The following is a 25,805-nucleotide window of genomic DNA, read 5'->3' as shown; positions in this document are numbered from 1 at the left end:
TTGATCCTTAGATTATTTGCCTGCCCAAACGGCTTGCTGAATGTGGATAGATTTCGGAATGATCTTGAGTTCGCTAAAACGGTTCGCGAGTTCTTGCTGATCTGCGATCACTTGTTTGGTGAGCAGAGCAGCACCAGATGGACTAGGACGACGCTGGATAAAGGTCTGGCTGACCACTGGTTTTAGACCTGTGCTTTGCGCGAAGATAGTGGCAGTCACAGCCTTGTGGCCTTGTACCCATTTATCTGCAACGTTCACCTGCTTGATAATGCCTTTTAAGGCCTGAGGATGATTTTTGACTAAATTGCCTGAAGCTAAATAGAACGTGTAATTGGGACTTAAGCCTTTACCTGAAGCCAGTACTTTGGCTTTATCTTCTACCTGAGCCGAAGCATAGTACGGGTCCCAAATCGCCCAGGCATCAATTGCGCCTTTTTGAAAAGCGGCACGTGCATCGGCAGGGCTTAACCAGATGGGTTGAATATCGGTCCATTGCAAACCAGCTTTGCGTACAGCTTGAACCAGTAAATAATGTGCACTTGAACCGCGGTGGACCCCAACACGTTTACCCTTTAACTGGCTGAGCTGGCTAATTTTGGAATTGCTGGGTACCAAAATGGCAGAAGCCAAAGGTTTTGCGGTTTCATAAGCAAAATAATGGAGTGGCTTGTTGCCGGCTTGTGCATATACAGGCGGTGTATCGCCTGTCGCACCGACATCAATAGAACCGACAGCCAGTGCTTCTAAAATTTGCGGACCGCCTGGAAACTCATTCCAGGAAATTTTTGCATTTGGAAATTCCTGTTCAAACAGTTTTTGTTGTTTGGCAATTACCAGATTTACCGAGGCTTTTTGATAGCCAATCCGCAGTTGTTTGACTGAAGGATCCACAGCCCAGGCAGCGCTCGAACCCAACATCGCACAAGCAATCAGCATCGCGTTCATGCCATGACTGGATGTCTTGAACCAGGTAATTGCTTTGTTATCTTGCTGATGTTGAGTCATTGTCGAGTCCTCTATTGTTGTGTCATTACTTCGCTAAAATTGCGGCTTGAATATTGATTTTGTTCGGAATCAGTTTCTGGTTATAAAAGGCATCGGCAACGTATTGCTGCTGCGTAGCCACTTGATTAGAAATTGGTTGTACCCCTAAATTCATGCGACCAATTGATGTTTTTAAAATGGAAGCATCTAAGCCTGTTGGTTTTTCTAAGATTTTCGCAGCTTCATCCTGGTTTTTCGTCATCCAGTCTGCGGCCACATTCAGTTCATTGATCACTGCCTTGACGACTTCCGGATTCTGTTCTGCAAATTTGCGGTCAGCCATGTAGAACTGATAGTTTTTCACCAGGTTTTCACCGTTTGCGATCACACGTGCACCAATCTGCTGTTCAGCAGCCGCAAAGAACGGATCCCAAATGACCCAGGCATCAACTGCACCTTTTTCAAAGGCAGCACGTGCATCTGCAGGCGGTAAATACACCACTTGAATGTCATCCAGTTTCAGATTGTGGGCTTCTAATAATTTGAGCAACAAGTAATGCACGTTGGAGCCTTTGTTTAGCACGACACGTTTACCCTTCAAATCTTTGATGCTTTGAATAGGGGAGTCTTTTTGCACAATTAATGCTTCAGCGGTCGGCATAGCAGGTTGGTTTGCCACATACACTAAATTCGCGTTGGCTGCTTGGGCAAAAATAGGCGGTGCTTCACCGACTTCACCCAAGGAAACGCTGCCGACATTCAAGCCTTCAAGCAGTTGAGGACCGGCAGTAAACTCGACCCATTTCACTTTGACATGCTGTTTTTCTAATGCAGTTTCTAAAGAACCACGTGCTTTAATTACTGGCAATAAGCCATATTTTTGAAAACCGATATTTAAAGTGACAGTTTCAGCTTCTTTTTTGCCACAGCCAGACATCATCATTGCACCAGCAACTACTGAAGAAAGGACCAGCGATTTCGCCCAGAATTTTGCTTGAATGGCGCTCATGAATGTGTGCTCCGCAACATGAAGTGTTGAATATTGAACACATAAGCTAATGCCTTTTCTTTTTCGAAAATAATAAAAAAATAGGAATTCTTAATCAGGAAAAAAGATAAATAAAAAAAAGAAAAACTTATGCCAAAATGTGATTTATATAAAAAATAAAATATACTGTTTTAATATTTTAAATTATTGATATTTATTTAATTTAATTCCAAATACTGTATATCCATAAGCTTATGCAAAAATGGCATAAGTTAAATCGGCCAGATTCACCAAAATGACAGATAAAGATATAAAAAATAAAGATATAGCAACAATAAAAAAAGCCACTTTAAAGTGGCTTTTTAAATACCAGTGAATTGCGCTGGTAGTTATACAGCGCCTGACGCGCATTCGGCAGATCATCGACACTGGCGGGTTCAAAGCCATGCTCGACAAACCAGTGCGCGGTGCGTGTGGTCAGTACAAACAGTTGTTGAATGCCCAGACTTTTGGCCTTGTCTTCCAGATAATGCAAAATCTGGCTACCACGGTTGGACTTGCGATAGGTTGGATCTACCGCGACACAGGCAATCTCGGCCGATTTTATTTCACTGGCAGAAGTAGGAATCGGGTAAAGCGCAGCGCAGGCTAAAATCATGCCATCACGTTCAATCACAGAAAATTGCTCAATTTCACTTTCTAAGCGTTCGCGTGAGCGATAAACCAGAATGCCTTCAGCCTCGAGTGGGCGAAGTAAATTCATCAGACCGCCGACATCCTGAATATTGGCAGTACGCACTTCTTCATAATGTGAATCGGTCATCATGGTGCCTGCACCGTCGCGGGTGAACAGTTCTTCGAGCAAGGCACCATCATAGGTATAAGAAATCAGATGCACACGATGCACGCCTTGTAGTGAAGCATTTTTGGCACCACGTAACTGCAAGGCAATGTCTGGATTGGAGTCCTGGTACTGCAAAATGTGCTGATCAAGCTGATGCGGTGGAATCTCACGCTGCAATTGCCCGAACTCATTGACCAGACCTTGTTGTTTACCCAGGAAAATCAGCTTGTCGGCTTTGAGCAGAATCGCGGTATTGGTGGCGACTTCTTCCGCGACCAGGTTAAACACTTCACCGGTGTTGGAATAACCGGTTGGGCCAAGCAGCACAATATTATGATTTTTTAGATGGCGCTGAATTGCATCAGTATCTACGGTACGTAATTCACCGGTGAGCTGGAAATCCACACCATCACGAATGCCATAAGGTTTTGCAGTGACAAAATTGCCTGAGATGACATCAATTCGTGCGCCGTACATGGGTGAATTGGCCAGGCCCATCGAGAGCAAAGCTTCAATTTGCAGGCGAATCGAACCCACCGCATTCATCACGCAGCTTAAAGATTCGCGTGTGGTAATCCGGCGATGATTATGGAATGGGGTCTGAATGCCGCTGGCTTTTAAGTTCTGGTTGATCTGCGAACGTGCGCCATGCACCAGAATTAGACGAATGCCCAAAGAATGCAGCAGGGCAATGTCATGAATAATATGCTGGAAATTTTCATGTTGAACCGCTTCACCATCAAACATGATGACAAAAGTTTTATTGCGGTGGGCATTGATATAAGGCGCAGAATGTCGAAACCAGTGCACATATTGTAAAGTTGTGCTTTGTGATGTTTCCGATGAATTCGTGTGCATACCTATCTCAAATGAAGAATAAAATCCTATGCTTGATTCTAATCAAAAAAAAGCGCAGCGGAAGGGAAAAATAAAAAAAACACCTTAACTGAGGTTAAAGTGTTTTTAAGGGAGAAATTTTTAAAATTAAATAGCTTAGTTTCGAATGCTAATAATGCGGTTGGTACGTTCATTGACTAGCACATAGTCACCGTTCACTTTATACCATTGCTGATTACGGCTTGATTTTGGCAATTGACGTGCTTCACGGTCACTGATCTGGAAACGCGAGCTGCTGTATTGACGCGGTAAAGTTTGTCCTTTACGCCAGTCACGACTTGGATTTACACGTTTGTTGTCATAACGGTTGTTGTTGTCCCAACGGCTGTCATGCTTATTCTGTTGTACATGATTGTAGCGTTGATGATCGTCATAACGATGATCCGGTGCTGCCATTGCTGAAGTTGCCATCAATGCAGATAAAGACAGCGCAATTGTTGTTAGAATTTTTTTCATATCTTTCACCTAAATTTCAGAGAGAACGTTTATTTCGTTAGAGCTAAATTAACCAAAAAGTAGAGATAAAAAATGAGAGCTTTATAGTTGAATTGTGAAGTTTATGGAGAAAAAAAGAAGATTTTGAAAATTCTGAAAAGCTTGCAGCTAAAGACTTTCTGCTAAAACCAACGATTTTAAAAAAATATTTTAAAAAATAAAAAAAGCCCAAACCGGAGTTTGGGCATGGAGAGTTTAAAAATTAAGTTTAAAAACCCTGAATACGCAAAATATTATTACTATCAGTATCTACTAAAATATAGTCGTTATTGATTTTGTACCACTGCTGGTTACGAGAAGGTTTTGGCAAGTCATGGTTCTTGTAGTCGACTTTATAGCCATTACCCCGATAATGCTGCGGCATGACATAACCGGTTTGCCATTTATGCTGTTGCAGGCGTTTTACCCCGCGTTCTTCACGGCCACGGCGCTTATCTTGCATACGATCATCGTCATCATGGTCACGAAAATCCCGACCCTTATTCGACTGATGATGAGGTTGATCCCAACCACGATGGTTATCGTGTTTCTCGTGAGGTGCAGCAGTGGTTACACTGTTTGCCATCAATGCACTGAAAGAGATTGCCAAAATTGTCAAAATCTTTTTCATGTTGAACCCTCATAGAAAATTTATTAATTTCAATAATGCTAATGTACGCAAAAATTGCAGAGAAACTGTGAAGATAAATCACTCATTTATTAAAAAATGCAGAGATAATAAGGATATTATGCAGAAATATCTCACGATTTAAAAATCTTTAGAAATTTTATAGTCGATATTAAATACCAGAAAAACAAGCTACTGATGAAAACTTTGTATCAAATTTTTGAGGTGGATTTTATTGATTCAAAATTGTCCTGCCAAAAGGCTTGAACAGCCCGATGGCGACTGTTGAATAAATTGTTTCAGTTCCATTGTTCACTAAGGTTTTGAAGTGAGTTGACAGCCTCGGCAATCGCTTCTGCTTGCCCGGCATCATCAAGGCCTAGAATTAATGTATTTGAAAGCTTTAAGTTTTTAATGCGACGAATCATTTCAATTTTACGTGTTTGATCAGCCATAACCTGTTCCTCATATGCTGTGTTCTTCAATGAGAATGAGCATAGGCTTATTTTATTAATTTGGAAAACCGAATATTATTGTAAAAGTTATTTAAAAATACGATTTATAAGTTTTTATGATCTGAACCTTCTTTCCTTTAAAAGAAAGACGATAAAAAAGGGAGCACGGCCCCCTTTTTGATCTTTTAGGGATTAATCCTGCGCATCAATGCTTTGACCATTCAGATGCAAGCTGTCGTCACCCATCAAATACAGGTAAGCGGGCATGATCATTTCCGGTGTTGCCAAGGTTATTGGGTCTTCATCTGGATAGGCTTTAGCGCGCATGGCGGTACGTGTCGCGCCCGGATTAATGCAGTTAAAACGTACATTCGGATAGACGTTTTCTTTGGCAAAAATCTGGTTCACCGCTTCAATGGCAATTTTAGAAACTGAGTATGCACCCCAACGCTCACGTGCTTCGCGGCCTACGCCAGAACTGGCAAAAACCACAGAGGCATGTTCGGATTTATGCAGCAACGGTAACAGTTCTTGCGTGAGTAAAAATGGCGCACGCAGATTCACTGCCATCACATCATCCCAGACATCGACCGGATAATGGGCAAGTTCTGTGCGTTCACCCAGAATACCGGCATTGTGCAAAATGCCATCCAGGCGACCAAACTGTTTATCTAAAGTATCGACCAGTAACTCATAGTCTCGAGGAGAGGCGCTGGAGAGTTGCAAAGGCAGAATAGCCGGTTGCGGCGCACCTAGGCTTTCAATTTCATCATAAATGACTTCAAGCTTATTGAGGGTGCGCCCATGCAGTACCACTGTTGCCCCATGCAGGGCATAGCTAATTGCAGCTGCACGACCAATACCATCGCCCGCACCTGTAATCAGGATAATGCGATCTTTTAACAGATCGGGGCGAGGGTGATATTCTGAATATTTCATTGCATACCTCCTCGTTTATATATTGTTATGTCGTTATGAAATCAGAGAATTATTATGTTGCGTTGCTGAGACCAGCTGATTAATCACTTGATGCAATTCGGCAACTGTGTTGACTATACAATCAGCGTGCCAGGCTGTTAAGTCATCTTTGTGTTGCAATGGTAAATAACCATAGCCCGCCAAGATGGTGTACATATTTGCGTTACGGCCGGCATCAATGTCACGCGGATGATCACCGACATAGATACAGTCTTCTGGCTGAAGCTGAATTTGCTTGGCTGCCAGATACATCGGTTCAGGATCGGGTTTGGTTTTGCTGACATCTTCAGGACACACCAGAACCGCACAGCGCTCAGTCAGGTTCAGCGCCTTAAGCAAGGACTCGCTTAACCAGCGAGGCTTATTGGTGACTATACCCCAAGGAATATCCTGGCTTTCCAGTTCTTCAAGCAGCGGATACATGCCTTCGAACAGGTCGGTATCGACTGCAATATCTTCACCATACAGGTCCAGAAAACGCTGACGGTGGGCAAGGAAAACCGGGTCTTCCACCTCCAGTTCCGGATAGACCAGTTTCACCATGGCACGTGCGCCTTCAGAGACCTGGGTGCGAATCAAATCTGCAGCAACCGCTTCACATTGTTTATCGCGGCACATGTCCTGAATAATGCGAATAAAGTCGGCAGCGGTGTCTATCAGGGTGCCATCTAGGTCAAACAGTACCGCTTTCATTCAGCACCTTCTTTTACCGTGTAAACCATGTAGTTCACATCGACATTCGGTGCCAGCCAATAACGTTTGGTAATCGGGTTGAAATGCAAACCAGTCATGTCTTTGAGTTTTAAGCCGGCACTACGGATGTCATGTGCAAGTTCAGAAGGCTTGATGAATTTATGATAATCATGCGTGCCTTTGGCCAGCATACGCAGTACATATTCCGCGCCAATAATCGCAAATAAATAAGATTTTGGATTCCGGTTAATGGTCGAGAAGAACACATGACCACCCGGTTTGACCAACTTTTGGCAAGCCTGAATAATCGATGCCGGATCGGGTACATGCTCAAGCATTTCCATGCAAGTGACCACGTCATATTGTCCGGCTTGTTCTTCTGCCAACTGTTCTACTGGAACCTGGCGATATTCAATATTTTCAACGCCTTCTTGTTCTGCATGGATACGCGCCACATTTAAGGGTGCTTCGCCCATGTCGATCCCCAAAACATTTGCACCACGACGTGCCATGCTTTCCGACAAGATCCCGCCACCGCAGCCGACATCAAGGACTTTTTTACCGCTAATGCCACCTGAATGTTCATCAATCCAATTTAAGCGTAAAGGGTTAATCTGATGCAGTGGACGGAACTCAGAATGCTGATCCCACCATATGGCTGCGAACGCTTCAAATTTGGCAATTTCTTGTGGATCAACATTCAATTGCGACATCGGTATCACCTCAATCAAGTGGTTATATTTTAAAAAAAGTTATAGGGGCTTAGTGTAGCGTTTATTCTCAAAAAAGCGATAAAAGCTGTAAAAAAGTTCACAGAATGAAAACGAATTCGGCATAATTGATTTATAGTCATCGTATAAATTAATCATAACGATTTAGAGGACAATAAGTTCAATGAAAAAATTCCTTTTAGGTGGTCTTGCTACTGCTATTTTTGCCTGTTCAGGCACGGCAATGGCTGCCAATTTTGTTGCAGGTAAAGATTACACCGTGGTTGCCAAGCCGGGTAAAGTTGATGTTCCTGGCAAAATTGAAGTACGTGAGTTCTTTTGGTACGGTTGCCCACACTGCTTTACACTAGAGCCACATATGCAGGCTTGGCTGAAAAAAATTCCTAAAGATGTCAACTTTGTGCGCACACCTGCTGCGATGAATCCAGTTTGGGAACAAGGTGCGCGCGGTTATTATGTGTCTGAAGCATTAGGCGTTCGCAAGAGAACTCACTTGCCTTTATTCCATGCCATTCATGCAGGGGGTCAACAGATTTTTGACCAGAAATCACAAGCAAAATTCTTTGTGAAATATGGTGTGCCTGAAGCCAAATTTAACAGCATGTTTAATTCATTCGCGATTACCTCAAAAGTGGCGCAATCGAAGAAACTGGCACAGCAATACCAGCTGAGCGGTGTTCCTGCGGTGGTGGTGAATGGTAAATATGTGGTTCAAGGTGAAGATGCCAAAGTGACGCAAGTGGTGAGTTATTTGGTGGAAAAAGAGCGTAAAGCCAAATAAGTTTTATGCGCTAAAAAAACCCGCAATTGTTGTTAATGCCAGTCAGTTAAGAAATTGACTGGCCTTTTCTTTTTTAAATTCCAGATAATGTTCGATACGCGGACATGTCATCCGCAACCTGCGCGGTATTTAAAAAAGGGCTGTTTTGCACAAAGTTATTTTAAGTGCAGAAAGTGAACAGGTTTTGCGGATGACAAATGTTTTTGGTTCTTTTGGCGAAACAAAAGAATAAACAAGCTCCAAACATTTGCTTGAAAGTGGTAAGACTCCGTCGCGAATGGTCAAAAAGCTAAGGATTTTGTTGAAAAAATCCTTAGCTGATCAGCGTTGCGCAATAGCTGCGGTTTTTTTACGTTTTATTTTTAGTGAATTATTCAGCCATTGTCTTTGACGTATCCCAGTTCGAGATGCCACGGAAAATCACATGCACCTGGGTAATGGTTTGCAGCTTAAATTGTATTTGTTGTTCTGTCCGTTGTTCTGCCTGATAGTGACGATTGATGTCCATCCAGCTCATCGCCCAGGTAAAGGATAAATTAATTAAAATATTGGAAATAATTTGAAGGTCTTGTAGATTGCGGATGTGCTGTACCGTTTCCATTTTGCATAAATCATTGGCCAAGTCTTCAATTAAAAAATTAATTTCCCGGGCAATGGCCTGACGAATCACTTCTGATCCACCCCAGCGCTCGGCAATCATAAAGACCCACGGTTCAGGATTATGCTCAACCGCCTGAAAAAACAGGTCGAGACTGATTTTCGCTTTGGTATTGGGTTGGTAGATATAGGCTTGTCCAAGCTGATGCAAAATGCCTTTTAAATGCAGGGCCACCTGATCGACCAGTTCCAGCCCCAGCTCATTCATGTCTTGAAAATGACGATAGAAGGCAGTCGGTACGAGACCTACATGACGGGCGATTTCGCGCAAGCTGATGCTACTAAAAGAACGTCCAGACGTGCTTAAAGCAAGCGCGGCATCCAAAAGTGCTTGGCGGCTTTGTTGTTTACGCTCATCCCGGATCGACATTCGGTTACCCTAAAAAAATTCTGCATGAAGTCTATCAAAAAAAAACAAATTAAACGACGAATGTCAGTGAACATGTGTTGACTGAACTAAAAAATAATTATAGTGTACAAGTGTTCACTGTAAGAACACCTGTTCACTCAAATAAATAACCAGCAATAAAAAAGAGGAACCTCATATGAGTCATGTGATGCAGTACCAACCGCAATGGATCCGAGAAGATTTCGTCGATTTTATTGCTGAAAAAGTGAATCCAGTTTGGGCATGGAAAAAAGTCAAAGCCAGTATTGTTGACGTACACATGTTGAGCGCAGACTTTTATCAGATTCAGCTACAGCCAAATCATAATTTTCATGCAAAAGCGTTTCGTGCTGGACACAGTATTTTAGTGACTTTAGTGATTGCAGGTGTTCGTCAGCAACGCAGTTATTCCATTGTGAAAATTACCGAGACCGGCAACATCGTGATTGCGGTGAAACGTCAGGGTAAAGTTTCCAATGCCTTAACCCATTTGGCCGTGGGCAGTGTGGTGGAAATTTCTCAAGTTCAGGGCGATTTCAGCTTAAATTCATCTCAAGATTCTATTTTATTACTGGCGTCAGGAAGTGGCATCACCGCGATTTATTCGCTATTGCAACAGGCCCTTACTCAAAAAGTCAGCCAAATTGACCTGATTTATTTTACCCGTGATGACGCTTTTCATACCGAATTACAGCAATTATCTGAACAATATTCACAGTTCAATTATCATCATTTCAATACACTTGTACAGAAACAACATTTAAGTGTAGAACTGCTTGAAAGTACAGTTGCAGATTTCGGGCAACGCCAAAGCTATGCCTGTGGTGCCAAGGGCATGATGCAAAGCCTGAATCAGATTTACCAACAGCTGGGTATTGCTAATCAATTAAAACAGGAATACTTTCAAGTGGTTGTTGATGAAAATGCAACTGTGCAACCGGTGGTATTCTTACGTGCACAACAAGAGTTTGCAGCAAAAACCAATTTGCTTGAAAGTGCTGAACAGGCAGGGTTGAAGCCGGCACATGGCTGTCGTATGGGTATTTGCAATACCTGTACCTGTACTAAAGTCAGCGGTTCTACCAAAAATCTGCTGACCGGTGAAATCGACCACGATAGCAATACTCAAATTAAGTTGTGTATTAGCCAAGCCGTTAGTCCGGTCTTGATCAACCTCTAAATACAATAATTTTAGGCAGTTAAGCGACATCTCGCATTTTGAATAAAAGCAGTGCCTGATTTCCGCTTTGGAGAAAAACAATGAATATGTCAGTTAAGTTTCCAGAAAATAGTAAATCAAAACATTTAAGTGCTGAACAAATTGCTGAATTGGGGCAAAAAATCGATGCCATCCGCCGTGACATTATGGATAGTATTGGCGAGCAAGATGCCCAATACATTTATAAAATTCGCGATTTTGTCCGTTATAGCGAAATTGCGTCACGCGGCATGTTGATGTTTGGTGGCTGGATTCCACCGGTATGGTTATTAGGCACCGGTTTATTGGGTCTGTCTAAAATCGTTGAAAATATGGAACTGGGTCATAACGTGATGCATGGTCAGTTTGACTGGCTCAATGACCCGAACCTGAACGGTGCCAATTATGACTGGGATACCATGGCGACAGGCGATGACTGGAAATACACACACAACTATATTCACCATACTTACACCAATATTGTCGGCAAAGACCATGATGTCGGCTATGGCTTAATTCGTGTCAGCGAATCGCAAAAATGGGAACCGCGTTTTTTATTCAATATTCCTTTAGCGATTCAATTGATGGTGTTTTTTGAATGGTATGTGGGCTTACAAAACCTGCATTTGGAAGATGTGATTGCCTATAAAACCAAAACCTGGAAAGAGGTTTGGATCGACTCAGCGAAATTCCGTAAAAAAGCTGTGCGTCAGGTGGCTAAAGATTATGTGTTTTTCCCGCTCATTGCCGGTCCAAATGCCATCCCGGTATTTGCAGGTAACGCCGTGGCCAACGTGATTCGTAGTTTATGGGCATCGGCGGTGATTTTTAATGGTCATTTCACTGAAGATGCAGAAACCTTTGAACCAGATATTACTGAAACTGAAACCCGTGCTGAATGGTATTTACGCCAAATTCGCGGATCGAGTAATTTTACCGGCACAGAATGGCTGCATATTTTAAGTGGTAATTTGAGCCATCAAATTGAACACCATTTATTCCCGGACATGCCTGCCAATCGTTATGCAGAAGTGGCACCGAAAATTCGTGCCCTGTGTGCAGAGTATGGCATTAACTATAACGAAGCCAGTTTCATGAAACAGTTTGGCAGTGTCTGGGTGCGTTTAGCCAAATGTTCTTTACCGAATTCCTGGACAGCATCGGTTGCGCAATCCAAACAGAAGTTAAAAACCTTATTCAGCTTTTAAAGCTGAAGAAAGTTAAATTTGAGGTCGCATATAATGGGGCCTCATTTAACTGGTGGCTAAATAGAAGCGGCTTGATTTTATGCTTTTTGTCAATCGATAGTCGACCGGCAAAACCTTCAAGCTGGCTTCTGTTATACTAGGCCGCAATGAATTTTAGCCAAAGAGAACCCATTATGCGTATCGACCAACGTACTTTAGATCAATTACGTGACGTAAAAATTACCCGTAACTATACGCGTTATGCGGAAGGTTCAGTATTGATTGAATTTGGTCATACTAAAGTTCTTTGTACTGCAAGTATTGATAATTCAGTACCACGTTTCCTTAAAGGCAAGGGGCAAGGCTGGGTAACCGCTGAATACGGTATGTTGCCACGTTCAACCCATACCCGTAGTGACCGTGAAGCCGCTCGTGGTAAACAGAGTGGCCGTACTCAAGAGATTCAACGTCTGATTGGTCGTAGCTTGCGTGCCATGGTCGATTTGAAAAAACTCGGTGAAAATACCATTACCATCGACTGTGATGTGATTCAGGCAGATGGTGGTACACGTACCGCTTCTATTACCGGTGCAGCCGTAGCGCTCATTGATGCGATGAACGTATTGCTTGAGAAAAAGAAAATTAAGCAAGATCCGCTTAAAGGCTTGGTGGCTGCGATTTCTGTAGGTATGTACCAGGACGAAGCGTTACTCGATCTTTGTTATGAAGAAGATTCAAACTGCCAAACTGACTTGAATGTGGTGATGACCCAAGCGGGTGAGTTCATCGAACTGCAAGGTACTGCCGAAGACAAACCATTTACCCGTGCACAGTGTAACGAGATGCTTGAATTGGCTGAAAAAGGCATTCAAGAATTGATTAAAAAACAACAGAAAGCTTTAGGCTGGTAAGTTGTTTATTTAAAGATACAAAAAACGCATCTCAAGGTGCGTTTTTTTATGGATAAGTCAAAAGCTGGATACAAAAAGGCTGCAATTTCCGCCCCTTTTGAAACGCCAGCTTTAAATCAGGTTCATATTCAATGATTAGAATGGTGCTTCACTTTTACAGGAGCATTGAATGTTAAATATCATCATCCTGCTTATATGTGTCGTAACCATTGTGCTGATGACCAGTGACCCCAGAGCTTCAGAACAAGAATCTGTCCAATCGGCTTGGCAACAGAACACATCCCATACTGAAACTCAGGATTCAACCTCTAAACTAAAATCTAAACCGACAAATAATACTGAGCAGATTTAAGCATTAAAGCGCATCGATAGATCAACCGCCTTAACATCCTTGGTTAAAACACCCATCGAAATATAGTCAACACCCGATGTTGCCACTTCATGTAAGTTTTCGATGGTGATGTTGCCCGATGCTTCCAGCTTGCAACGGCCGGCAACATGTTGAACCGCATCAATCATCTGCTGTTGATTGAAATTATCCAGCATGACGATATCGGCATGCGCTTCCAAGGCCTGATTCAGCTCATCCCAGGTTTCGACTTCAACTTCTACAGGCTTGCCCGGTGCAATGTTGTGTGCTTTGGCAATTGCCTGTGCAATGCCGCCCGCTGCCATAATGTGGTTTTCTTTAATTAAAAAGGCATCAAACAAACCGAGACGATGGTTTTGACCGCCGCCAATCGCGACCGCATATTTTTGCGCAATACGTAAGCCGGGAAGGGTTTTACGGGTATCTAACAGTTTGGTGTTTAAACCTTCTAACTGTTTAACATATTCAGCTGTTTTAGTCGCAACCGCAGAAAGCGTTTGTACAAAATTCAGTGCCGGGCGTTCAACGGTGAGCAGGCTGCGTGCAGAACCGGCTAATTTTAAAAAGGCTTCATTGGCCTGTACACGGTCGCCGTCATTTTTAAGCCAGGTCACTTGCACCGTTGCATCATAGGCTTGAATGAGTGCATTGACCCAAGGTTGGCCAGCAAGCACCATGTCTTCACGGCTAATGATGGTTGCCGTGGCTTGCTCATCTTCAGGGGTCAATAAAGCGGTGATATCACCCTCGCCAATATCTTCTTCTAAGGCCTGTTGAATATTGATCTGGATGGCGTGTTCCAACAAAGATTGAGATATGCTCATTAGAATTCCGTATCTTTTTTAACCCATGAAAATTGCGCGTTATATTAGCATTGTTCATTTAAAAGAAATGTTTTTTCCACGGATTTTTATCTTTGGAATTTGAGATTTTAAGTTTAAAGTTTTAGGATTGCGCTAAAATCATCTACTTACACCAATAAGATTCAGGATAGGAATATGCAACAGGCACCGTCTTTTCAGGTCATCGATGGTCAGTTAATCGGTGCAAGGCAAGTACCCTCTCCGAACTATAATCAACGTCCCGAACACACCGAAATTCAGTTGGTGGTGGTGCATAACATTAGTTTGCCACCCTCGCAATTTGGTGGCGGCTATATCGAACAGTTTTTTCAAAATCAGCTCGATTGGTCAAAGCATCCTTATTTTCAGAGCATTGAAGGCATGCAGGTGTCTACTCATCTGTTAATTTTGCGCACTGGTGAAGTTTTACAATTTGTGAATTTCAATGACCGTGCCTGGCATGCAGGCCGTTCGACCTATTTAGCCAAAAAAGAATGTAATGATTATTCTATTGGCATTGAACTGGAAGGCAGCGATGACCAGCCTTTTGAAGAGATGCAATACAACATATTGGCACAGGTCATTGCGACATTGCAGGCAACTTATCCGAAGATATTGCAACATCTGGCAGGGCACTCGGATATTGCGCCAGGCCGTAAAACCGATCCAGGTCCATTTTTTGATTGGCCAAAAACCAGAGCATTAGTCCACCAATACAAAGCAGATCAATAACCGCTCGATTTTATGATTTAACAACGAAATTCCTGTGAAGTTTCTTTACAATAGCGACTTATTTTAATACTGGGTGGAAACGATGGCGCTGTGGCGGTCGACCTTTATTGTCAGTGCAATGACCATGCTGTCTCGGGTTTTAGGTCTAGTCCGAGATGTGGTTTTGCTGAATGTGTTTGGTGCAGGTAAAGATTTCGATACCTTTGTGGTTGCCTTTCGTATCCCGAATTTTTTTCGGCGGCTGTTTGCCGAAGGAGCATTTTCGCAAGCCTTTATTCCGGTTTTGACCGAATACAAAACCACAAAAACCCATGCTGAAGTGCAAATTCTGATTAGTCGGGTATTTGGCTGTCTGGCGACCTTTATGACCACGCTGACTTTTGTGGCGATGATTGCGGCACCTGCGATTTTGTATATCTATGCACCAGGTTTCCATAGTGATCCAGAAAAATTTGCCTTGGCCACGGACATGTTCCGCCTGACCATTCCATATTTGTTATTTATGTCGCTGACTGCTTTTGCCAGCAGTATCTTGAACAGTTACGGATCATTTTCGACCCCTGCTTTTGCGCCAGTGTTACTGAATGTCACCATGATTGCCGGAGCATGGTGGTTAACGCCGTATATGGCTGAGCCGATTATGGCCTTGGGTTGGGCGGTCGTGGTTGCAGGCATATTGCAACTGGCTATTCAAATTCCCGAGTTATGGCGTAAAAAACTGCTGATTCCACCGAAAGTTGATTTTAAACACGAAGGTGTAGATCGCATCATGAAACTGATGCTGCCTGCACTCTTTGGTGTTTCGGTGACGCAAATCAATTTGCTGCTGAACACCATCTGGGCATCCTTTATGCAAGATGGTTCAGTGTCATGGCTATACAGTGCCGAACGTATGACCGAGTTGCCTTTGGGCTTAATTGGGGTGGCGATTGGTACGGTGATCTTGCCATCGCTTTCTATGCGTCATGCCGAGCAAGACCAATCCAAGTTCCGTGGCATGATCGACTGGGCTGCAAAAGTGATCATGCTGGTCGGTATTCCTGCCAGTATTGCCTTGTTCATGCTATCGACTCCCATTATTCAGGCATTGTTCCAACGCGGGCAATTTACCCTTGAAGATACGCAAATGACGGCATTGGCTTTGCAATGCATGAGTGCCGGGGTGATTTCCTTCATGTTGATTAAAGTCTTTGCACCAGGCTTTTACGCACAGCAAGATACCCGAACACCGGTACGGGTCGGCTTAATGGCTGTTGCGGCCAATGCGATCTTAAACGTGATCTTTATTGGCTTCTTCAAACTGATCCATTGGGAAGCCGAACATATGGCTTTGGCCTTGGCTTCTTCAGGCTCTGCGCTGGTCAATGCCGGGATGCTGTATTTTTACCTGCACCAACGCAATATTTTCCGTTTTGGAGCACACTGGAAGAAACTTTTCCTTCAGTTTGCCATCGCCAATGCCGCCATGATTGCTGCACTGTGGTATGCCTTGACCTGGTATAACGGCGATGTTTCGCAATGGATTCGGGTTTTCGAAGTGATCGGACTTTGTGTGGTAGGTGTTTTGGCTTATGCGATCGGTTTGCTGGTCAGCGGGTTTAGACCACGTCACTTAAAACCTTAAGAAACAGACCCTAAGAAACAGGTCATAAGAAAAAGAATTCATTGTTTATTCTAAAATGAAGACCTGAATTGAATGGATGAAAATGACTTTAATTTCACCCCATTCATTCAGGTTTTGGATTCAGATTTTTACGATACAAAGATGAAATCTGGATATGAAAAAAGAGCCTGCTTGGGCTCTTTTAACATTGTTTAATCGTTTTTAACGAGTGGTAGTCTTTATATCTTTCCACGTGAGAGAAAACCAACAATTGCTAGAATCACTGCAATCACCAGTAAAATAACCGCGAAATCTTTAGATAAGCCGGCTACACCACCAAAACCAAGTAGACTCGCAATCAGCGCAATCACTGCAAAAATAATCGCCCAACGGAACATAAGTTTTCTCCAAGTGTTGTTGTTTTCAAAGTAGATTCAGTATATGCCCTAGAAATTCCTAAAATTGTTATGCTTGTGTTTGCAAAATGTTCACTTTGACAATAAATATATGATTTAAAGTAAAAATAACATTCCTACAATGTGAACTTGAACACGTTATAATAGGTCCAACCTGTTTTCTTTTTTAGTTTTATGACTGAACAATTACGTCCGGAATTTTGGAAAAAATATCCTTTGGCTGAGCTGAACCCCACTGAGTGGGAAGCGCTTTGTGATGGTTGCGGCCTATGTTGTCTGATCAAACTGGAAGATGAAGAACTTGGTGAAGTGGCTTATACCAAGGTGGCGTGCAAACTTCTCGATTGCAACACAGCGCGTTGCAGTAATTATGCCGAGCGTCTTGACTATGTTCCTGATTGTATTCAACTCACGCTGGAAAAGTTGGACACGATTCACTGGTTGCCCCCAAGTTGCGCTTACCGCCGTTTAAATGAAGGCAAGAAATTACCGTCCTGGCATTATTTAAATACCGGAACACGGGAGAGTGTGATTAAAGCGAAAAAGTCGGCAGCTGGGCGTTGTATTTCAGAAGTTGAAGTCAATGAAGAAGAGATTGAAAACTATATTGTTCGTTGGGTGCGTTAATTTGATTGAGCAAATCACTTAAAAAATTCTATGTAGATATCAGCTCTAATCTTGCTGTGTTAATAAGACCATACTGAGCGCATACGCCTTCATTTTCCGGGCAGCTTAGCGCATCAATTCACAACTTAAGATTGAGTTGTTATCAAAGGCTGTAACAGTTGCGTGGCATCACTAGAGGGCATGGGACGATAAAAATAAAAGCCCTGTCCAGTATGACAATCACATGCTTTCAATGCATCCAGCTGTTCCAAGTGTTCGATCCCTTCCACCAAGATCTCTAGGGAAATACTGGTGCCAATCTGGCTAATCGCTTTGACAATGGCCAGTGACGAAACATCATCGTGCATGTTTACGATAAAGTTACGGTCTATTTTTAGGCAATCGACCGGATAGTTTCTTAAACGCGTTAAAGACGAATGTCCGGTACCAAAATCATCGAGTGAAATACGAATCCCGGTTTGCTTTAACAGGTTCAGTGCGCGAACCACATAGTCAGAGCCACGTTCCGAAAGGCTTTGCTCGGTAATTTCGATTTCAATCATGGCATAGGGAATATTAAACTGGGCAAGTCTGCTTAAAAGCGTTTCTGCGTAGTTGTCTCTTAAAAATTCAACCGGTGCGGCATTGATTGAAACGGGTAAAATTTCCAGTCCGGATTCAAGCCAGCGGGTCATGTCATTCAACACTTTTAACTGCATGATTTCGCTAATACGCGTCGCCAGTTCATAATCTTGAAACGCCGAGAAAATGTGTGAAGGCAGCTGGATTTGATCCTGAGCATCATACCAGCGCAGTAAAGCCTCAAAACCGATGACCTTTCCATCTTTTAGACTGACTTTAGGTTGATAGAAAGGAATAATTTTATCGTTGTGAATAATGGCGCGGGCGAGTGCGAGCTGTTTGGTAGTGAGTTCGATGGTTTTGAACATGGCACTCTTAAACATCCGGATGCCACCACGACCGCTGATTTTAAGATCATTCAGTGCGACATCGGCACAGCGCAGTAAATTTGAACTATTTTGTGCATCGCGAGGATAAATGGCACAGCCGATACTCATCCCGCCATTAATATATTGTCCTGCATAGCAAACCGGGATATCCAGCTGCTGACGTGCTGTTTTTGCAATCTGGATTAATTCAGCTTCATCGCTCAGATGCGGCACAATAATGGCAAATTCATCACCGCCTAGGCGTGAAATAATCACTTCTTCTTTAAAACACGCACTGAAACGCTGACCTAAAATCTGCAGCAGATGATCACCCGCAATATGTCCCAAGGTGTCATTGATATGCTTGAAATAATCTAGATCAATCAGCAAAAAGCCAATCGACTGCTTTTGATGACGGGCATTCTGAATGACCTTTTTAAAGGTTTTATTAAATGCGCGGCGATTATATAAGCCGGTTAATTCATCTATTTCAATGAATTTTTGCAGGTTTTTTTCAGCAATTTTTTGTTGGCTAATATCTCGGGACACACACAGAATACTTTGTAGCGAACCATCTTCATTTTGCACCGGGGTGAGAATATTGTCCCAATACTGCGGTGTTTGACCTGGAATAATACTCATGCCATCGAAACGTGCATTTTTGCCTTTGACCACATGCGTTAAAGCCTGTTGTCCTGACTTGTGAACATTGTCAGGCAATAAGTTTAACCACCGCATACCAAACTTTTTTTCATTTACCGGTACGCCTAAAGCCAGACAACCTGAACGGTTCATATGGCTAACACGGCCATCTGGCGTCAAAAGCTTAATACAATCGACACTGGCATCCAGCATTTTGCTTTGTGCATGAACTTGTTGGGTCAGTTGAGATTGCTTTAAATAATGATCATGAATATCGGTTGCTGTCATCATCCATTCAGCATTGCCCAGATTTTCTGGATATTGCACAGCAATCAGGCAAACCCGGTATCCCTGCTCATGATGTTTAATCCGGCATTCTTTTTCAAAAGGTTGCTGCGTTGCTAGGGCGTGTTGCCAAAGAAGATGGAAATGTTCGAAATCTTCAGGATGAATGAATTTTTTACATTCCTCAGTATCGGCTAGATTGAGATTAATACCCAGATAGTCACAAAGCGCTTGATTATAATAATACGTATTGTGTTTATTTTTGACCCAAATGAGCTGGGGTAATTGATCTAACAGCTTTTGAAGAATTAAATTTTCTGTATTCAATTGAAAATGATTGGCTGGAGTGGTGTGATCTGGCTTAATGATAAAATCTTGCCTAATCGGTACTGGCTTGTTTTTGAAAATATATTTCATGCAGCTCACCCATAAAAACGGCCAAAACATTAAAAAGTGTGATGTATTTCACACAATTATTATACACTTCAAGAATAAGAAGTAGAATTATTAAGCATATATTTCTTAATATTGATAATTAAAGTAAATCTACTAAGTTCTATTTAAAAGTAAATTCAGATAAAGGACACAATAATAATCAACAATATTGCCCGGCACTTGAAAAAAACAGTAGGATTTTTTTGTAAAACATTTCAATTGAAATACGCGATATTAAAATTACATAGTAGACTTGTTTTAAGCACACTAAAGAAATAACAAGATGTCAGATAGTCATATTCCACTTCCTGAACGGCTTCGCCCGCGTGATTTATCCGAAATTATTGGCCAAGATCATTTATTGGGTAATCAGGCACCGTTACGCCAGATGATTGATCAAGGGCATTTACCCTCGATTATTTTTTGGGGTCCACCGGGAGTCGGGAAAACCACCATTGCTTTGCTATTGGCACAGGCGGTTGATCGACCTTTTGTCAGTTTATCGGCTTTGAATACGGGCGTAAAAGAACTGCGTGAAATCATTGCCGAAAGTGGCGATTTGCTCAAACCCGTGGTGTTTATTGATGAAATCCACCGTTTTAACAAGTCACAGCAAGATGCCTTATTGAATGCCGTGGAAAAGGGCAAAATTACCCTGATTGGTGCCACCACCGAGAATCCTTCCTTTGAAGTGAATAGCGCGTTGTTATCCCGTTGTCAGGTGTATAGCCTGAACGCTTTAAATGCTGATGCGATTCAGACTTTATTAAATCAAGCCTTGCAAAATGATGCCTTCTTAAAAGAACGATCTATTCAAATTGAAGAATATGAAGCACTGATTCAATTTGCTGCGGGAGATGCGCGTAAGGCACTGAACCTGCTCGATCTCATCGCCAGTACTTTTGAACCTGAACAAGAAAATGTCATTACCAATGCCATTGTGGTGAAAGTCGCGCAGCAGAACATTGCCCGTTATGACAAGTCGGGTGAGCAGCATTATGATCTGGTCTCGGCTTTTATTAAGTCTATTCGCGGCAGTGATCCGGATGCGACATTATATTGGATGGCACGCATGCTCAAAGGCGGTGAAGATCCGGTGTTTATCGCACGTCGTATGCTGATTGCAGCGTCTGAAGATATTGGTAACTCCAACCCGAACGCCTTGCTTCTGGCAGGAGAATGTTTCCGTTCGGTACAAGCGGTAGGGATGCCGGAATGCCGGATTATTTTGGGACAGTGTGCGGTCTATTTGGCCACCAGTGCCAAAAGTAACAGTACCTATTTAGCCATTAATAAAGCTTTAGATTTAGCTGAAAAAACGGCAAATTTACCGGTGCCTTTGCATTTAAGAAATGCACCGACCAAATTGATGAAAGAGCAGGGCTATGGCGTGGACTATCTCTATCCGCACAATTACCCAGAGCATTTTGTCTTGCAGGACTATTTGCCGCCTGAATTAAAGGGCACAAAGTTATATGAGTCAGCTCGAAATAAACGTGAAGTAGAAGGTGAAAAACTTCAGCAACGTCGTTGGCAGCAGGAGCAGCAGCAATAAAAAAAGCCCAACTCAAGGCGAGTTGGGCGCAAAATAGGATGTCTTGGGGAGATACATCCTAGAGGGTAAACCGTAATCTTGGTCGGCATACAAAATGTTATAAAATCACCTCAACATTTTGTTGCCTGGTATGTGAGTTATATTAAGTCAAAATCATCATGTTGTAAAAATGATCATTTTTATGAGTAACATTTGTTTTTCCGATTTATGGATGTATAAAAAACCGAGCCATCAGGCTCGGTTTTTTGAATCAGGGAGCTGATTAGATATCAGAAAGATCGATACCTAAACGTGTAGCAACTTCTTCATAAGCTTCAACAACGCCGCCTAAACCTTGACGGAAACGGTCTTTGTCGAGTTTTTTCTTGGTGTCTTTGTCCCATAGACGGCAACCGTCTGGAGAGAACTCATCACCCAAAACGATACGGTCGTGGAACACACCAAATTCAAGTTTGAAGTCAACAAGAAGCATATTGCCTTTGTCGAACAAATCTTTAAGTACTTCGTTAACTTTATAAGTCAGTACTTTCATTTGTTCAAGCTGTTCAGCAGTCGCCCAACCTAAAGCAATGGCTTGAGATTCGTTAACCATTGGATCGCCAAGCGCGTCGTCTTTGAAGAACAATTCAAAAGTAGAAGGGGTTAATTCTTTACCTTCTTCAACACCTAAACGACGGCACAAGCTACCTGCTGCGTAGTTACGGATAACACATTCAACAGGAACCATTTTTAATTTTTTCACTAAAACTTCAGTTGGAGAAAGAAGTTTTTCAAAGTGAGTTTCAATGCCAGCAGCAGCCAATTTTTCCATGATGAAGGCGTTAAAACGGTTGTTCACCTTGCCTTTACGATCCAGCTGTTCGATTTTTTCGCCGTTAAATGCAGATGCATCGTCACGGAAGACTAGGATAAGGTGATCTGCACTGTCTGTTTCATAAACAGATTTCGCTTTACCAGTATAGAGCAAGGTTTGTTTCAACATGGGGGAACCTTTTTCAAAAAAAAATGCCTAGTACGACTAGGCTGGCCAATTTTGGTAAATCTGGGTTAACAGTTCTGCAGCTTTTTCTTTATCTGCAAAGCTATTATCGGCATTGAACACAGCGATGTTATTGCTTGTTCCTACAGAGGTCAGTCTTAATACATAAGTCTGTTGATCGACCTTAATCGTGACTTCGTAACGATTTTTACTTTGACCAACAATGGTATGGTTCAGGCTGCTGAGGGTAGCAAGTGTGTACTGCCAAATTGTAGCAGAATTTCCATCAATTTTGAGCAAAGGATTTTGATTTCCATCCTGTACTAATTGGGGACGACCGACATTTGTACTGTCATTCTGGCTATCTGTTGGCGTATTTGCCTGAGCTTTGTCAGGGCGAGGTAAAGCAAAACGGTTGCCACGTTTATTTTCAAGCTTAGGTGCATGCTCAATTGCAAGTGGGTCAACCGTTGGAGACGGATACAATGGCGTTGCAGGTCGAACCATTGAACCTTCAGGATATTTCAGGGGTTCAAGGGTTGCAGTATTTTTATAATCCAGTGAACCATTGCTGATTCCCATTGAACTACAACCCACTAAACTGAATGCTGAAAGTGCAAGGGTTAAACCAAAACGTAATTGCATAGTGTTGTGCTCTTTATTTAATGACACCCGAAGCGTTCAGTGCTTCACGCAACGGTGTACGATATTGTTCTGCAAGAGGAGTTAATGGTAAGCGAATACCGGTACCAATTAATCCCATTTCATGAAGTGCCCATTTCACAGGAATTGGGTTGGATTCACAAAACAGAATATTGTGTAAATTTGCAACTTCATTATTTAAAGCTTCAGCGCGGTCTGCATCACCTGCCAGTGCGGCAGCACACACTTGACTCATTTCTTTAGGTGCCACATTGGCAGTCACAGAAATGTTGCCTTGTGCACCAAAGCCCATCAATTGGTAGGCAGTCGCGTCATCACCCGAGTAAACGGTCATGGCTTTACCGCCTAATCCTTGAATAAGTTCCTGACCACGCGGTACGTCACCAGTGGCATCTTTAATCCCAATAATTTGCGGGATGTCGGCAAGGCGAATCACCGTTTCATTGAGCATGTCGACGCCAGTACGGCCCGGAACGTTATAAAGAATTTGTGGCAAATCAACGGCTTCAGCAATTGCTTTATAATGCTGATATAAGCCTTCTTGTGTCGGTTTGTTGTAATAAGGGGTGACCAGGAGCGCTGCATCTGCACCCAGTTCTTTGGCTTCTTTGGTCAGTTCGATCGCTTCATGGGTCGAGTTCGCACCCGTACCTGCAATCACAGGAATACGTTTGTTGGCTACACGAATAATTTCAGCGATGACTTTGGTGTGTTCTGCCATGCTTAAGGTCGAAGCTTCACCAGTTGTGCCTACAGCAACAATACTATTGGTACCTTGTGCTATATGCCACTCAACGAGCTTTTCTAGACCCTTCCAATCTACGCTGCCATCTTCAAACATCGGAGTGACGATTGCGACAATTGAACCTTGGATGATCTGTGCTTGCTGAGTCATTTTGAAAAAATATCCTATTTGTCCATCCGGCTGAGGTAGAAAAACATAAATTTGGATGGGTGCGTATTTTGATTTATAGCAAGTTCACTACGATTAAGCGTAATTGAATAATGCTTATGCAAATTATGAACGAACAAACGATGAAGAACAATATGCTTTAGTCAAACCGTATAAAAACTTTATGAAAAGCAATGGAAAAATTTACTGAACAATACAAAACTCAGGTTTTTAAATTGGGGTTGATTAAAATTTTGATCGGCAGCGTTATAAGTGCCCACTTGTTATAACGCAAAAGCACTGCTAAAGCTGTCATAAAAGTGCTTTAAAGCCAGTCACATCGGCAATTCCGGGTAAAAACATCAGAATTTAAGATTTAATAAAGATGAGCATAGACTTTAAAGCTATATAAACCAAGAATTTAAACGATAAAAATCATCGTTAAAAACTGCGGGAATAATCAGTTAAAACTATTAATCCATTACTGCACTTTTGGAGTAGGCAGATGCCCTTGAATTGAAATCATTATTGTAATGTTCATTTTTTTGTTCTGGTCAAAACTTGATTAAGTGTTTTTGCGACTATGCGCTATTTCTCGGAAAAACGTTAAATATCCATAATTTTTGTTTATAAATTATGGATTATTCAACTTATTGGTAGTTATGTGTATTTCCAGACTCATGGATGATGGCGTTCTATTTTGGACACTGATTGCACAAGGGTTTTCCAATGGAAAGATCAGATAACAAACATTCCGTCATTACCGTCGCGATTTGTTTTTTAATTGCAGTGATTGAGGGGCTGGATATTCAGGCTGCAGGTATTGCTGCTGCCGGTATTCGTGAAGCTTTTGGCTTAGATAGTTCGCAGTTGGGGGTGTTTTTTAGCGCAGGGATTCTGGGGCTATTGCCTGGAGCGCTGATTGGTGGACGATATTCAGACCGTATTGGTCGCAAAAAGGTACTGATTTGGTCGGTGGCAATATTTGCCTTATTTACCTTATGTACCGTATGGGTCAACAGTTTTAACAGTCTTCTACTGGTTCGTTTTTTAGCAGGTGCAGGTTTGGGTGCAGCAATGCCGAACTTGATTACCCTGGCTTCTGAAGCCGTAAAACCTGAAAACCGCGGTCGTGCTGTGGGTTTGATGTATTGCGGTATGCCTGTAGGTGCAGCAATTTTGTCCTACATTGCGAGCTTAGATTTTGGTTCAGATTGGAAAAACATTTTCTATCTAGGCGGTTTACTGCCGATTATTGTGCTTCCAATCATGATTAAATTCTTGCCAGAATCACGTGAATTCTTAAAAGCGCAAAATACAACTCAAACAACTACGGCAACGACTCAAGGTTCTTTTAAAGATTTATTCAATAGCCAGAACCTGATGCGTACCTGTTTAATTTCAGTGAGCTACTTTTTTACCTTGATGGTGGTTTACATCATGTTGAGCTGGTTGCCTTCATTGTTTATGGAACTGGGCTTTAGCCGTAAAGAGGGCAGTACTGCACAGTTCTTCTTCATGATGAGTGCAACAGTCGGTACGATTGTTCTGGGTATGCTGACTGACCGCTGGAAAAAAGCCTATGTGATTATCTTAATGTACGGCGGTATTTTGGCAGGTTTGTTCTGTTTGAATGCAGCAAGTTCATTGACGCAAATGTATCTGGCTTCGGCATTGGTGGGTGCATTCGTGATTGGTTGCCAAGGTGTACTTTATGCTTTCGGCAGTATCGTATACCCAACTGAAGTGCGTGCAACAGGCGTTGGTATGGCATCAGCCGTAGGACGTGTTGGCGCAATGCTTGGGCCGACAATTGCAGGTCAGTTACTTGCCGCAGGTTTTGGTGCAGCCGGGGTAATCTCAGCAGCCATTCCTTGTATCGTAATTTCAGCCGTGTTTATGTTGATTCTGGTGCGTCGCTTACAGACTTCAGCTTAATATTTTTGATGTCTAGAATAGCTCGCAGATTGCGGGCTATTTTTTTAACTGAAATTTTATTTCTATTCTTCAGCCATAAACAAATTGAAAATCTCCCCTAAGT

The 25,805-nt window shown here is 42.4% G+C and carries 26 protein-coding genes; 10 read left to right on the top strand and 16 right to left on the bottom strand.

All coding sequences use genetic code 11. From position 1 onward, the window contains the following. Positions 1-12: 12 nt before the first annotated feature. The 9 genes from E0H81_RS05690 to ubiG all read right to left on the bottom strand — a co-directional run bounded on the left by E0H81_RS05690 (position 13) and on the right by ubiG (position 7,654). Positions 13-945 (bottom strand): sulfonate ABC transporter substrate-binding protein, encoded by a 933-nt coding sequence (locus E0H81_RS05690; protein WP_244926505.1) that lies wholly within the window; start codon positions 943-945, stop codon positions 13-15. Between the two features lie 85 nt (positions 946-1,030). After that, positions 1,031-1,993 carry a sulfonate ABC transporter substrate-binding protein gene (locus tag E0H81_RS05685; protein ID WP_131317267.1) on the bottom strand — a complete coding sequence of 321 codons (963 nt, stop codon included), beginning with the start codon at positions 1,991-1,993 and terminating at the stop codon, positions 1,031-1,033. Positions 1,994-2,321: 328 nt separating this feature from the next. Next, on the bottom strand, positions 2,322-3,674 hold the full coding sequence (argA, locus tag E0H81_RS05680; RefSeq protein WP_131317265.1) for an amino-acid N-acetyltransferase: 1,353 nt from the start codon (positions 3,672-3,674) through the stop codon (positions 2,322-2,324). Positions 3,675-3,809: 135 nt separating this feature from the next. Then, positions 3,810-4,169, bottom strand: coding sequence for an RcnB family protein (locus tag E0H81_RS05675; protein ID WP_131317263.1), 360 nt, complete (start codon positions 4,167-4,169; stop codon positions 3,810-3,812). A gap of 247 nt (positions 4,170-4,416) precedes the next feature. Further along, the gene (locus E0H81_RS05670; RefSeq protein ID WP_131317261.1) at positions 4,417-4,818 is read right to left on the bottom strand and encodes an RcnB family protein; all 402 of its coding nucleotides are present in this window, start codon (positions 4,816-4,818) and stop codon (positions 4,417-4,419) included. 296 nt (positions 4,819-5,114) lie between these two features. Next, the gene (locus tag E0H81_RS15900; protein WP_165492592.1) at positions 5,115-5,270 is read right to left on the bottom strand and encodes a hypothetical protein; all 156 of its coding nucleotides are present in this window, start codon (positions 5,268-5,270) and stop codon (positions 5,115-5,117) included. Between the two features lie 192 nt (positions 5,271-5,462). Next, positions 5,463-6,209 (bottom strand): YciK family oxidoreductase, encoded by a 747-nt coding sequence (locus E0H81_RS05665; RefSeq protein WP_131317259.1) that lies wholly within the window; start codon positions 6,207-6,209, stop codon positions 5,463-5,465. Positions 6,210-6,242: 33 nt separating this feature from the next. Beyond that, a complete protein-coding gene (locus E0H81_RS05660; protein WP_131317257.1) occupies positions 6,243-6,941 on the bottom strand; it encodes an HAD family hydrolase in 699 nt (232 codons plus the stop codon). Beyond that, the gene (gene ubiG, locus E0H81_RS05655; RefSeq protein WP_131317255.1) at positions 6,938-7,654 is read right to left on the bottom strand and encodes a bifunctional 2-polyprenyl-6-hydroxyphenol methylase/3-demethylubiquinol 3-O-methyltransferase UbiG; all 717 of its coding nucleotides are present in this window, start codon (positions 7,652-7,654) and stop codon (positions 6,938-6,940) included. Before ubiG ends, E0H81_RS05660 begins: the two co-directional genes overlap by 4 nt. A 181-nt stretch (positions 7,655-7,835) precedes the next feature. Between ubiG and E0H81_RS05650 the strand changes: the two genes are divergently transcribed. Further along, a complete protein-coding gene (locus tag E0H81_RS05650; RefSeq protein WP_131317253.1) occupies positions 7,836-8,453 on the top strand; it encodes a thiol:disulfide interchange protein DsbA/DsbL in 618 nt (205 codons plus the stop codon). A 370-nt stretch (positions 8,454-8,823) separates the two neighbouring features. Here the strand turns inward: E0H81_RS05650 and E0H81_RS05645 are convergent, their stop codons facing one another. After that, positions 8,824-9,480 carry a TetR family transcriptional regulator gene (locus tag E0H81_RS05645; RefSeq protein WP_131317251.1) on the bottom strand — a complete coding sequence of 219 codons (657 nt, stop codon included), beginning with the start codon at positions 9,478-9,480 and terminating at the stop codon, positions 8,824-8,826. A gap of 175 nt (positions 9,481-9,655) precedes the next feature. Between E0H81_RS05645 and E0H81_RS05640 the strand changes: the two genes are divergently transcribed. From E0H81_RS05640 to E0H81_RS16445, 4 genes are all read left to right on the top strand, one after another. Then, positions 9,656-10,678: a ferredoxin reductase gene (locus E0H81_RS05640; RefSeq protein WP_131317249.1), complete on the top strand. Its 1,023-nt coding sequence runs from the start codon at positions 9,656-9,658 to the stop codon at positions 10,676-10,678. Positions 10,679-10,758: 80 nt separating this feature from the next. Next, positions 10,759-11,904, top strand: coding sequence for a fatty acid desaturase family protein (locus E0H81_RS05635; protein ID WP_131317247.1), 1,146 nt, complete (start codon positions 10,759-10,761; stop codon positions 11,902-11,904). Between the two features lie 173 nt (positions 11,905-12,077). After that, positions 12,078-12,794, top strand: a complete 717-nt coding sequence (rph, locus tag E0H81_RS05630; protein ID WP_131317245.1) for a ribonuclease PH — start codon at positions 12,078-12,080, stop codon at positions 12,792-12,794. A gap of 169 nt (positions 12,795-12,963) precedes the next feature. Continuing rightward, a complete protein-coding gene (locus E0H81_RS16445; protein WP_449189760.1) occupies positions 12,964-13,146 on the top strand; it encodes an ABZJ_00068 family colistin stress protein in 183 nt (60 codons plus the stop codon). Here E0H81_RS16445 and nadC read toward each other — a convergent pair. Next, positions 13,143-13,988, bottom strand: a complete 846-nt coding sequence (gene nadC / locus E0H81_RS05625; RefSeq protein ID WP_131317243.1) for a carboxylating nicotinate-nucleotide diphosphorylase — start codon at positions 13,986-13,988, stop codon at positions 13,143-13,145. The genes E0H81_RS16445 and nadC overlap by 4 nt on opposite strands. Positions 13,989-14,162: 174 nt before the next feature. Here nadC and ampD point away from each other — a divergent pair, with 174 nt between their 5' ends. Further along, complete coding sequence (ampD, locus tag E0H81_RS05620) at positions 14,163-14,738, top strand: 1,6-anhydro-N-acetylmuramyl-L-alanine amidase AmpD (RefSeq protein ID WP_131317241.1); 576 nt, start codon at positions 14,163-14,165, stop codon at positions 14,736-14,738. 73 nt (positions 14,739-14,811) lie between these two features. Further along, complete coding sequence (murJ, locus tag E0H81_RS05615) at positions 14,812-16,362, top strand: murein biosynthesis integral membrane protein MurJ (protein ID WP_171458580.1); 1,551 nt, start codon at positions 14,812-14,814, stop codon at positions 16,360-16,362. Positions 16,363-16,580: 218 nt separating this feature from the next. On the opposite strand, the gene E0H81_RS05610 is transcribed toward murJ, so the two are convergent. Then, a complete protein-coding gene (locus tag E0H81_RS05610; RefSeq protein WP_067869124.1) occupies positions 16,581-16,739 on the bottom strand; it encodes a DUF1328 domain-containing protein in 159 nt (52 codons plus the stop codon). A gap of 192 nt (positions 16,740-16,931) precedes the next feature. On the opposite strand from E0H81_RS05610, the gene E0H81_RS05605 reads away from it, so the two are divergent. Further along, the gene (locus E0H81_RS05605) at positions 16,932-17,384 is read left to right on the top strand and encodes a YcgN family cysteine cluster protein (RefSeq protein WP_131317237.1); all 453 of its coding nucleotides are present in this window, start codon (positions 16,932-16,934) and stop codon (positions 17,382-17,384) included. Positions 17,385-17,509: 125 nt separating this feature from the next. Here E0H81_RS05605 and E0H81_RS05600 read toward each other — a convergent pair whose 3' ends face one another. Beyond that, entirely contained in the window at positions 17,510-19,657 is a 2,148-nt protein-coding gene (locus E0H81_RS05600; RefSeq protein WP_131317235.1) for a sensor domain-containing protein, read from the bottom strand. Positions 19,658-19,958: 301 nt separating this feature from the next. Between E0H81_RS05600 and E0H81_RS05595 the strand changes: the two genes are divergently transcribed. Further along, on the top strand, positions 19,959-21,230 hold the full coding sequence (locus tag E0H81_RS05595; RefSeq protein WP_131317233.1) for a replication-associated recombination protein A: 1,272 nt from the start codon (positions 19,959-19,961) through the stop codon (positions 21,228-21,230). Positions 21,231-21,492: 262 nt separating this feature from the next. Here the strand turns inward: E0H81_RS05595 and purC are convergent, their stop codons facing one another. From purC to dapA, 3 genes are read right to left on the bottom strand one after another with little or no spacing between them, the layout of a single operon-like run. After that, positions 21,493-22,212 carry a phosphoribosylaminoimidazolesuccinocarboxamide synthase gene (gene purC, locus E0H81_RS05590; RefSeq protein ID WP_131269123.1) on the bottom strand — a complete coding sequence of 240 codons (720 nt, stop codon included), beginning with the start codon at positions 22,210-22,212 and terminating at the stop codon, positions 21,493-21,495. 36 nt (positions 22,213-22,248) lie between these two features. Then, positions 22,249-22,854, bottom strand: a complete 606-nt coding sequence (locus tag E0H81_RS05585; RefSeq protein ID WP_131317231.1) for a lipoprotein-34 precursor (NlpB) — start codon at positions 22,852-22,854, stop codon at positions 22,249-22,251. Between the two features lie 13 nt (positions 22,855-22,867). Next, positions 22,868-23,767, bottom strand: coding sequence for a 4-hydroxy-tetrahydrodipicolinate synthase (gene dapA, locus E0H81_RS05580; RefSeq protein ID WP_131317229.1), 900 nt, complete (start codon positions 23,765-23,767; stop codon positions 22,868-22,870). A gap of 726 nt (positions 23,768-24,493) precedes the next feature. Here dapA and mhpT point away from each other — a divergent pair. Next, positions 24,494-25,702 (top strand): 3-(3-hydroxy-phenyl)propionate transporter MhpT, encoded by a 1,209-nt coding sequence (mhpT, locus tag E0H81_RS05575; protein WP_131317227.1) that lies wholly within the window; start codon positions 24,494-24,496, stop codon positions 25,700-25,702. The last annotated feature ends 103 nt before the right edge of the window (positions 25,703-25,805 follow it).

It is taken from the genome of Acinetobacter terrestris (genome assembly GCF_004331155.1).
GTDB lineage: Bacteria > Pseudomonadota > Gammaproteobacteria > Pseudomonadales > Moraxellaceae > Acinetobacter > Acinetobacter terrestris.
The sequence above is the reverse complement of the archived record's forward strand: the minus strand, read 5'-3'. Positions and strand labels throughout refer to the sequence as shown.

Coding starts and splice junctions, on each gene's coding strand:
- E0H81_RS15900 (WP_165492592.1), bottom strand. CDS start 5,270: ATGGCTGATCAAACACGTAAAATTGAAATGATTCGTCGCATTAAAAAC.
- E0H81_RS05610 (WP_067869124.1), bottom strand. CDS start 16,739: ATGTTCCGTTGGGCGATTATTTTTGCAGTGATTGCGCTGATTGCGAGT.
- E0H81_RS05640 (WP_131317249.1), top strand. CDS start 9,656: ATGAGTCATGTGATGCAGTACCAACCGCAATGGATCCGAGAAGATTTC.
- nadC (WP_131317243.1), bottom strand. CDS start 13,988: ATGAGCATATCTCAATCTTTGTTGGAACACGCCATCCAGATCAATATT.
- E0H81_RS05605 (WP_131317237.1), top strand. CDS start 16,932: ATGACTGAACAATTACGTCCGGAATTTTGGAAAAAATATCCTTTGGCT.
- argA (WP_131317265.1), bottom strand. CDS start 3,674: ATGCACACGAATTCATCGGAAACATCACAAAGCACAACTTTACAATAT.
- E0H81_RS05670 (WP_131317261.1), bottom strand. CDS start 4,818: ATGAAAAAGATTTTGACAATTTTGGCAATCTCTTTCAGTGCATTGATG.
- rph (WP_131317245.1), top strand. CDS start 12,078: ATGCGTATCGACCAACGTACTTTAGATCAATTACGTGACGTAAAAATT.
- E0H81_RS05650 (WP_131317253.1), top strand. CDS start 7,836: ATGAAAAAATTCCTTTTAGGTGGTCTTGCTACTGCTATTTTTGCCTGT.
- E0H81_RS05660 (WP_131317257.1), bottom strand. CDS start 6,941: ATGAAAGCGGTACTGTTTGACCTAGATGGCACCCTGATAGACACCGCT.
- E0H81_RS05675 (WP_131317263.1), bottom strand. CDS start 4,169: ATGAAAAAAATTCTAACAACAATTGCGCTGTCTTTATCTGCATTGATG.
- ubiG (WP_131317255.1), bottom strand. CDS start 7,654: ATGTCGCAATTGAATGTTGATCCACAAGAAATTGCCAAATTTGAAGCG.
- E0H81_RS05585 (WP_131317231.1), bottom strand. CDS start 22,854: ATGCAATTACGTTTTGGTTTAACCCTTGCACTTTCAGCATTCAGTTTA.
- E0H81_RS05690 (WP_244926505.1), bottom strand. CDS start 945: ATGAACGCGATGCTGATTGCTTGTGCGATGTTGGGTTCGAGCGCTGCC.
- E0H81_RS16445 (WP_449189760.1), top strand. CDS start 12,964: ATGTTAAATATCATCATCCTGCTTATATGTGTCGTAACCATTGTGCTG.
- E0H81_RS05685 (WP_131317267.1), bottom strand. CDS start 1,993: ATGAGCGCCATTCAAGCAAAATTCTGGGCGAAATCGCTGGTCCTTTCT.
- purC (WP_131269123.1), bottom strand. CDS start 22,212: ATGTTGAAACAAACCTTGCTCTATACTGGTAAAGCGAAATCTGTTTAT.
- E0H81_RS05645 (WP_131317251.1), bottom strand. CDS start 9,480: ATGTCGATCCGGGATGAGCGTAAACAACAAAGCCGCCAAGCACTTTTG.
- E0H81_RS05600 (WP_131317235.1), bottom strand. CDS start 19,657: ATGAAATATATTTTCAAAAACAAGCCAGTACCGATTAGGCAAGATTTT.
- E0H81_RS05635 (WP_131317247.1), top strand. CDS start 10,759: ATGAATATGTCAGTTAAGTTTCCAGAAAATAGTAAATCAAAACATTTA.
- E0H81_RS05665 (WP_131317259.1), bottom strand. CDS start 6,209: ATGAAATATTCAGAATATCACCCTCGCCCCGATCTGTTAAAAGATCGC.
- dapA (WP_131317229.1), bottom strand. CDS start 23,767: ATGACTCAGCAAGCACAGATCATCCAAGGTTCAATTGTCGCAATCGTC.
- mhpT (WP_131317227.1), top strand. CDS start 24,494: ATGGAAAGATCAGATAACAAACATTCCGTCATTACCGTCGCGATTTGT.
- E0H81_RS05595 (WP_131317233.1), top strand. CDS start 19,959: ATGTCAGATAGTCATATTCCACTTCCTGAACGGCTTCGCCCGCGTGAT.
- ampD (WP_131317241.1), top strand. CDS start 14,163: ATGCAACAGGCACCGTCTTTTCAGGTCATCGATGGTCAGTTAATCGGT.